Annotated in this window: 9 protein-coding genes and 2 pseudogenes; 9 read left to right on the forward strand and 2 right to left on the reverse strand. The window is 49.5% G+C overall.

Features of this window, described 5'->3' with window-relative positions; all coding sequences use genetic code 11:
- A pseudogene (locus ACI32D_RS05120) lies at positions 1-714 on the reverse strand (hypothetical protein); the annotation flags it as partial.
- A gap of 849 nt (positions 715-1,563) precedes the next feature.
- Here ACI32D_RS05120 and ACI32D_RS05125 point away from each other — a divergent pair.
- Both ACI32D_RS05125 and ACI32D_RS05130 read left to right on the forward strand, forming a co-directional pair.
- Positions 1,564-2,448, forward strand: coding sequence for a YitT family protein (locus ACI32D_RS05125; RefSeq protein ID WP_439775545.1), 885 nt, complete (start codon positions 1,564-1,566; stop codon positions 2,446-2,448).
- Positions 2,449-2,514: 66 nt separating this feature from the next.
- Positions 2,515-2,784, forward strand: coding sequence for a PepSY domain-containing protein (locus ACI32D_RS05130; RefSeq protein ID WP_439775546.1), 270 nt, complete (start codon positions 2,515-2,517; stop codon positions 2,782-2,784).
- 59 nt (positions 2,785-2,843) lie between these two features.
- Here the strand turns inward: ACI32D_RS05130 and ACI32D_RS05135 are convergent, their stop codons facing one another.
- Positions 2,844-3,701, reverse strand: a complete 858-nt coding sequence (locus ACI32D_RS05135; protein ID WP_439775547.1) for a pyruvate, water dikinase regulatory protein — start codon at positions 3,699-3,701, stop codon at positions 2,844-2,846.
- Between the two features lie 168 nt (positions 3,702-3,869).
- On the opposite strand from ACI32D_RS05135, the gene rpsU reads away from it, so the two are divergent.
- The 7 genes and pseudogenes from rpsU to ACI32D_RS05170 all read left to right on the forward strand — a co-directional run.
- Positions 3,870-4,046 (forward strand): 30S ribosomal protein S21, encoded by a 177-nt coding sequence (rpsU, locus tag ACI32D_RS05140; protein ID WP_002880182.1) that lies wholly within the window; start codon positions 3,870-3,872, stop codon positions 4,044-4,046.
- Positions 4,047-4,200: 154 nt separating this feature from the next.
- Entirely contained in the window at positions 4,201-5,148 is a 948-nt protein-coding gene (locus ACI32D_RS05145; protein WP_296226704.1) for a PhoH family protein, read from the forward strand.
- Positions 5,148-5,672: an rRNA maturation RNase YbeY gene (gene ybeY, locus ACI32D_RS05150; protein ID WP_439775548.1), complete on the forward strand. Its 525-nt coding sequence runs from the start codon at positions 5,148-5,150 to the stop codon at positions 5,670-5,672. Before ACI32D_RS05145 ends, ybeY begins: the two co-directional genes overlap by 1 nt.
- A gap of 1 nt (position 5,673) precedes the next feature.
- A complete protein-coding gene (gene cdd / locus ACI32D_RS05155) occupies positions 5,674-6,093 on the forward strand; it encodes a cytidine deaminase (RefSeq protein ID WP_439775549.1) in 420 nt (139 codons plus the stop codon).
- Positions 6,077-6,982, forward strand: a complete 906-nt coding sequence (gene era, locus ACI32D_RS05160) for a GTPase Era (RefSeq protein WP_439775550.1) — start codon at positions 6,077-6,079, stop codon at positions 6,980-6,982. The genes cdd and era overlap by 17 nt, the downstream gene beginning before the upstream one ends.
- On the forward strand, positions 6,982-7,731 hold the full coding sequence (recO, locus tag ACI32D_RS05165; protein ID WP_439775551.1) for a DNA repair protein RecO: 750 nt from the start codon (positions 6,982-6,984) through the stop codon (positions 7,729-7,731). The genes era and recO overlap by 1 nt, the downstream gene beginning before the upstream one ends.
- Positions 7,732-7,996: 265 nt before the next feature.
- A pseudogene (locus tag ACI32D_RS05170) lies at positions 7,997-8,311 on the forward strand (glycine--tRNA ligase subunit alpha); the annotation flags it as partial.
- Positions 8,312-8,320 lie beyond the last annotated feature (9 nt).

Genomic DNA, 8,320 nt, shown 5'->3' on the forward strand with positions numbered 1-8,320 from the left:
AGCTTCAACAAGCGCATCTGGCTCAACGAGCGCAAGTGGTTCAGAATCCACTTCCTCAAGTGCATCTGGCTCAACTAGTGCAAGTGGCTCAGAATCCACTTCCTCAAGTGAATCAAGTTCAACTAGTGCAAGTGGTTCAGAATCCACTTCAACCAGTGAGTCTGGTTCAACAAGCGCAAGCGGCTCAGAATCCACTTCAACAAGTGAATCTGGTTCAACGAGCGCAAGCGGTTCAGAATCAGCTTCAACAAGCGCATCTGGCTCAACGAGCACAAGCGGTTCAGAATCAGCTTCAACAAGCGCATCTGGCTCAACTAGTGCAAGCGGCTCAGAGTCCACTTCAACAAGCGCATCTGGCTCAACAAGTGCAAGTGGTTCCGAATCGACTTCAACCAGTGAGTCTGGTTCAACTAGTGCAAGCAGCTTAGAATCCACTTCAACAAGTGAATCAGGTTCAACGAGCGTAAGTGGCTCTGAATCTACTTCAACCAGTGCATCTAGCTCAACAAGCGCGAGTGGCTCAGAATCGACTTCAACAAGTGAGTCTGGTTCAACTAGCGTAAGCGGCTCCGAATCCACTTCCTCAAGTGAATCTGGTTCAACTAGCGTAAGCAGCTCTGAATCAACTTCTTCAAGTGAAAGCACGAGTTCCTCAACTGCTTCCGTAAGCACCAGCACAAGTGAATCACTTAGCGTAAGTGAATCGGAAAGCATTAGCCAATCTCAGAGCGTAAGCAGTTCTACGAGTGAAAGCCAATCAACGAGCGAATCCCTGAGCACCTCTGCAAGTCAGAGTGCAGCCCAGATTCCTAACACTGGCAACACTCCAATCGTTCCAACGATCCCGGCTACTAACACGCCAACCACGCCAACTGCTCCAGCAACGCCGACCGCAACTGCAACGACTAATGTTGCAACTCCTGCAGCTACCGCAACGACTGCCGGTACGACGACCGTCCAAGGCACTGCGGCTACGACTAACGGTACTACCAACGCTGGTAACACAACTAATGCAGGTAATACCACCAACACTCCAGCTCAAAACTCCACGAGCACTAGCGTTGGTTCTATCGCTGCTGACAGTTCCGAAGGCTCAGTAACTGCTTCCGTTGGCAACTCTGAAAGCGCCAATGCTGAATACCAGGCTTCTGTGAGCGCGTCAATTTCTCAATCAGAGCTTGAGAAACTGCAAATGTCCGCTTCCGAACTGGCAAGTATGAGTGACCCGACCTCCGCTGAACAAAGTGTTGTAACTTCTGTCTCAGCTAGCGCGTCTGTCTCAACTTCAGAATCAACATTTAACTCAAGTGTGGCAAGCTCCCAGAGCAACAGCCAAATTAACTTGAATCGGTAATTTCTATAATCAATAATTGATTTGAAAGCGTCTAAACTCTTATAGGGCTTAGGCGTTTTTTTATATAAAAAGTTGTGGGAAAAGCCCCAATAATTTATGAAAAAGCTGTATCATAAATAAGGATGTTCATTGCTTTGTCTTCTAATAGGCGGGGCAAGGCCAGTTGCCACAGGTTGCTGATCCTGTTACGACGGAAAGGAAAGCAGAAAATGAAGCTATTTGATTTGAATCGCTTGTCACGAAATTACGGCTTTTTGGTAAAAATTGGTACGGCGATTCTTTACTCAGTCATGGTTGCCGTAGCCTTGAACTTCTTCTGGCATCCCGGCCACATCTATTCTTCCGGGATCACGGGTTTCGCGCAGATCGTCAACACTGTGACCAGCCGCTACATGCCATTTACCATCCCAACAGAAGTGATGTACTTTGCCTTGAACGTACCCCTCTTTATCCTAGCTTGGTTCAAGATCGGCCGTGAGTTTACCGGCTATACCATCTTCGCGGTTGCCATGTCCACGATCATGATGCGCTTTATCCAGCCAACTCATTTGAGCCTTGACCCAATCCTCTGCGCCATCTTCGGGGCAGCTGTCAACGGGATCGGGACGGGTATGGCCTTAAAGAGCGGGATCTCTACGGGTGGCTTGGACATCTTGGGTATCGTTGTCAGGAAGAAAACTGGCATGAACTATGGCAAGTTCAATATCTTGGTCAACTTGATCATCGTTTTGATCGCTGGCTTTCTCTTTGACTGGTCCAGAGCCCTTTATACGGCCTTGAACATTTTTATCAACGGCCGCTTCATTGACTCGGTTTACACCCAGCACAACAAGCTGCAGGTAATGATCGTTACTGAACATCCCAATGACATTATTGAAGGGATTCAAGAAAAAATGCACCGCGGGATCACCATCTTCCATGACGTGGAAGGGGCCTACGGGCACACTGAAAAGACCGTCCTTTTAACCATTATCGACACTTACGACCTCTACGACATCCGAACCACGGTAGAAAAATGTGACCCCTTTGCCTTCATGAGCGTGACTGAAGTGCAGAAAGTTTATGGCAGATTTAGAGAACAAGAAGTTGTTTAGCTATTGAAAAATATTAAAAAGCAAATTATACTTGTGTTATACAGAATAAGTGAGGTGGTGAAATAGATGCCAGATGGAAGGGACAACGGCCGCTATCAACCTAAATATATTGGCTTGGATTTGGCGACTGAGATCGCCACTACTTACGCTAAACAGCACGGACACCACAATGTCAAGCTGCTGATGACCAAGACAAGCCCTGACAAACGATCAGAGTATTTTTACGTCTTCAGCGTAACTGACAGCATGAGCGAGAACGGCAAGAAGGAATATTTCATTTTAGTTGATCCAGTTTCTGGAGAAGTCTTCAGAGTGGATGAAAGTCCGCTGAGATAAAAGAAAAACGCGCGCTTACGTTTCCTGTAAGCAGCGCGTTTTTTTACGCAAATATTTGATTAATCTTCTTCGTAGCCCAGGTGGTTCATAATCAAAGCCGCGGTTTCTTCGATTGACCGTTCAGCCACGTTGATTACGAAGCAGCCCAGCTTCTTGTACAAAGCCATGGCACTGTCCAGTTCGGCATTGATTGAGTCCATGTTGGAGTATGCCGTGTCCGGATCCATCCCGTAGCTGATCATTCTTTGCCGGCGGATGCGGTTGAGCACTTGCGGGTCGTTAGTCAAGCCGATGATCTTCTTCGGGTCGATCTGATAGATTTCCTTTGGAATGTGGGTTTGCGGCACCAGCGGCAAGTTGGCAACTTTCAGCCCCTTGTTAGCCAAAAGCAGGGAAAGGGGAGTCTTGGAAGTCCGGGAGACCCCTAAGAGAACAACGTCAGCTTCCAAAAAGCCCCGCGGGTCCTTGCCGTCGTCGTACATAACCGCGAATTCCATGGCGGAAATCCGGTTGAAGTACTTGTTGGTCAGTTGGTGGTTGGCCCCAACCACGCCGCTTGGCTTCATATGGGTCGTCTGGCTGATGGCCTCAATGATCGGGGACAGGATGTCGATGTATTTAGCCTTGTGTTCCCGGGCAAACTTGATGATTGGCAATTGCAGCTTCTCATCAATCATGCTGTAGACAATGACCAGGTTAGGGTATTGCTCAATTTCTTCCAGGGTAGCGGCCAGCTTCTTTTCATTGGTCATGAAAGGATAGCGGCGGTAGTTAACTTCCGCGTCAGGGAATTGAACGGCTGCCGCTTGGGCGTTGTTGAAGGCCGTTTCCCCGGCTGAGTCGGAAATAATGATAATGTTGATTTCCATCTTTTCTGTCTTTTCCGTTTGCTTGTTTTCTGCTTTATTTTCAGTCATATAGATCACCTCATCAATTATATTATACCGGATAATGCGCTTTCTGGATCTTTGCCGAAAAAACTTTTCAAAAAATCTGCCCAGGCTATTGACGATTAGTCGATTTTTGCTATAATTTAGATAAATGTTTATGGCAGCAATGCCAAGAAATGGAAGGAGGGATCACACATGGCTAAGACTATCGTTCACGAAAACGAGTCTATTGATGATGCTCTTCGTCGTTTCAAGCGTTCCGTTTCTAGAAGTGGTACTTTGCAAGAATACCGCAAGCGTGAATTCTACGAAAAGCCAAGCGTTCGCAGAAAGTTAAAATCTGAGGCCGCTCGCAAGCGTAGACATTATTAATCGACTGAAGCTCTCGTGAAAACGGGAGCTTTTTTCTTGCTTGATTTTCCGTGTTCTCTTTTGGCCTAAATCGTGTATCATTGGTTTAGAAGAGTATAGTCTGGCGGGCAGAGATGTGCTTGCCCGCTGGTTTGAAAATGAAGGAGTTCTTTTATTGGAAAAGAAGTTTTTGCCCCACAGCAGCGAAAATATCCAGAAGCTGGTGGGCGTCAATGACAGCAATTTGAAGCTGATCGAAGAAGGCTATGAGGTCACTGTTACCGACCTGGGCGGCCAGATCAAGGTCGCTGGTCCAGAAGAGCAGGTAGAGACCGTTTTGCGGGTCTTGAAGGCCCTGGATGGGGTAGCCAGCAACGGGATCAACTTAACCCCGGCGGATGTGGTCAGTGCCATGAAAATGGCTGACCGGGGGACAACTGAATACTTTGGCGACCTCTATAAGCAGATCTTGATCAGAGACGCCAAGGGCCGGCCAGTCCGGGTCAAGAACATGACCCAGAAAAGTTACGTTGAAGCCATCAACAAGAGTGACGTGGTCTTTGGCATTGGACCCGCCGGGACCGGGAAAACCTTCCTGGCTGTAGTCTGCGCGGTTGCTGCCTTTAAGCGGGGGGAAGTTTCCAAGATCATCCTGACCCGGCCAGCAGTTGAAGCTGGGGAATCCCTGGGCTTTTTGCCAGGGGACCTTAAGGAGAAAGTTGACCCTTACCTGCGGCCAATCTATGACTCCCTTTACGCCATCTTAGGGCAGGGACCAACTGACCGCTTGATGGAGCGGGGCGTTATCGAAATCGCTCCTTTGGCTTACATGAGAGGGCGGACCTTGGAAGAAGCCTTTGTCATCTTAGACGAAGCGCAAAACACGACTGATGCCCAAATGAAGATGTTCTTAACCCGGCTGGGCTTTAACTCCAAGATGGTGGTTAACGGGGACATGACCCAGATCGACCTGCCTGGCAAGGCTCACAGCGGTTTGATCACGGCCCGCAATATCCTGCAGGGGATCGACCAGATCAAGTTCGTGGAATTCAGCGCGGCTGACGTTGTCCGGCACCCGGTCGTGGCAAAGATTATCAAGGCATATGAAGAGGAAGGTAAATAATGCAGGGAATTGACGTAAGCTACAGCGATGAAGTCGGCTTTTTGACTAAGGGAGACCGGGACTGGGAAGACTGGATCATGCAGCTGCTCCTCATGGCGAAAAAGGAAATCGGCAAGGACAATGCCCAGGAAATGAGCATCAACTTTGTTGACGAAGACCGGTCGCAAGCCATCAACCGTGATTACCGGGACAAAGACCGGCCAACCGACGTGATCTCTTTTGCCATTGAAGACGGCGACGACGGCCTGGACCTGGCCATGTTCACCCAGGACCCGGACTTCACTGAAGATATCGGCGACCTGTTCATGTGCCCGAGCGTAATCGAGCGCCACAGCAAGGAATACGGCACCGGCTTTGACCGGGAGTTCGGCTACACGATCGTGCATGGCTATCTGCACTTGAATGGCTATGACCACATTGAGCCGGATGAAGCCAAGGAAATGTTTGGCATCCAGGGCAAGGTCTTGGAAGACTATGGCCTGCCCCTGTACCCGGACCAATTAGACGAAGGAAGAGGGAAGTAGCATGAACGAGTTAGAGGAAAAGCTTTTCTCACTGGCTAAGGATCATTTGGCCGACGCCTATAGTCCTTATTCACACTTCCACGTGGCCAGCGCTTTGGCAACGGAATCGGGGGAGATTTTTACCGGGGTCAATATCGAAAATTCTTCTTTTGGCTTGACCAACTGCGCTGAACGGACGGCGATCTTCTCCTGGGTCAACGCTGGCCGACCGGGCAAGATCAAGTGCCTCTTGATCATCGGCAACACTGACCGGCCAATTTCACCTTGCGGGGCCTGCCGGCAGGTAATGAGCGAATTCATGGATCCGGAAACGGAAGTAATTCTGACCGACAGTCAGGGCGACTTTGAGCGCTTTACAGTCGAGCAATTGATACCATACCACTTCACAGAAAAGGACATTCAAGATGGGGCAAACAAGTAAACACAAGTCAGGTTTCGTAGCACTGGTCGGCCGGCCAAATGTCGGCAAGTCAACCTTGATGAACCGCTTAATCGGGCAGAAGGTGGCGATTACTTCAGCCAAGCCGCAAACCACCAGAAACAAGATTTCCGGCATTTACACTGAAGATGACATGCAAGTTGTCTTCGTTGACACGCCAGGGATTTTCAAGAGCCATTCCGACCTGGACGAATATATGGACAAGGCCAGCCTGTCTTCTTTAAAGGACGTTGACTTAGTCATGTTCATGGTTGACGCTAAAAAGGCCGGCAAGGGCGAGGAATATGTGGCCGGCCTTTTAAAGGATTTGGATATTCCGGTATTTTTGGTCATCAACAAGATCGACCAGGTGCACCCAAATGACCTTTTGCCAATCATCGACTCTTACCAGGCCGTGGGCAAGTTCGCGGAATTTTTGCCAATTTCAGCCCGGCAGGGCAACGGGGTCGACGACTTGCTCAAGACCTTGAAGGACTACCTGCCAGAAGGGCCGCAATACTACGCTTCAGATGAAGTGACTGACCGGCCGGAATACTTCGTGGTGGCCGAAATGATCAGAGAGCAGATTCTCCGTTTGACTGACCAGGAAGTTCCCCACTCAACTGCCGTTTGGGTCGACCAGATGAACCAGCGGATCAATGGCAAATTGCAGATTGACGCGACGATTTTTGTGGAAAAAGACGGGCAAAAGCGGATCATCATCGGCCAAAGAGGGGCCATGATCAAGCAGATTGGGATGCGGTCCAGAAAAGAAATCGAAAACTTGCTGGGCGAGAAGGTCAACTTGAAGCTTTGGGTCAAGGTGCGGCGCAACTGGCGGCAGGATCCGGCCTTCCTCAAGTCCATCGGCTATGACAAGAAGGACCTTTAATGGCCGCTGACCTGCTCGACGTTCACGGCCTGCTGTTTAAAAGGCAGCAGTATAAAGAAGCTGACCTCTTGGCCAAGCTTTGGACCAAGGAACTGGGAATCGTCACGGTCATCGCCAAAGGCGGAATGCGGCCCAAGTCCCAGCTGGCCGCGGCTGCCTTGCCTTTTACGGAAGGGACTTTCGGGATCTTGACCCGCTACAAGGGGATCAGCCAGCTGCGGACTTATAAGAAGCTGAGCCAGCATGATGAGCTTTTCACCGACCTGGACAAGAATGCCTACCTGTCCTATCTTTTTGACTTGGCTGACCATGCCTTCAGTGAGTACCAAAAATTAGGCGGCTACTATGACTTATTGCTGGTGGCTTTTGACCGGATCGTGGCTGGCCAGGATCCGGAAATCATTTGCCAGATCGTTCAGCTGCAGCTTCTGCAAGCCTTCGGGGTAGCTCCTCAGCTAGGGGCCTGCGTTATCTGCGGCAAGGAAAAAGGAATTTTTGACTATTCTATTGCCGCCGGAGGTGTGGTCTGCAGCGACCATTTCCGCTCTGTCAGCCGCCTGCACCTGTCGGCAAAGGCCACGGCCTTGCTCAGAACCTTGGGCCTTTTGCCAATCACCCGTTTAGGCAACATCCAGATCAGCGAAGATTTGAAAAAGGAAAGCCGGCGGGCTATAGCCCAAATATACCAGGCAACCGTTGATTTGAACCTGCCCAGCCTTCGCTTTTTAAATGAGGTCCGGGGCAGCTGATTTTCCTAAAAAAACATGAAAAGAAAAGGAATTTGTGGTAAAATAGCCTGTATATTGGTAATGATGAGGAAATAGAAAAGTACCGCGGCAGCGAGTATCGGTTGGTGGAAGGATACAGCGGGAAAAGGCCCCTCTAGCCAAGCTAATTAAGAGCAGGAGGCAAATAGGCTTCCTGAATTAGGGTGGAACCGCGAATACTTTTTTCGTCCCTATGCAAAAGTGAAATTGCATAGGCTTTTTTTATGGCCTTGCATAGGAGGTAACTATGGCACAAAAATTAGATATTCAGACCATGATCTTCAAGCTTGAACAGTTCTGGGCTTCAAAAGGCTGCATGATCATGCCGTCATATGATGAAAACAAGGGTGCGGGGACGATGAGCCCTTACACCTTCTTGCGGGCAGTCGGGCCAGAACCTTGGAAGGCCTGCTACGTTGAACCTTCCCGCCGGCCTGCTGACGGGCGTTACGGGGACAACCCGAACCGGCTCTTCCAGCACCACCAGTTCCAAGTCGTTTTAAAGCCGGCTCCGCTGGAAATCCAGCAATACTACCTGATTATGTTCCGTTATTATAATGTTTGATGGCTT

The sequence above is a fragment of the Lactobacillus sp. genome, from assembly GCF_051873315.1.
Lineage (GTDB): Bacteria > Bacillota > Bacilli > Lactobacillales > Lactobacillaceae > Lactobacillus.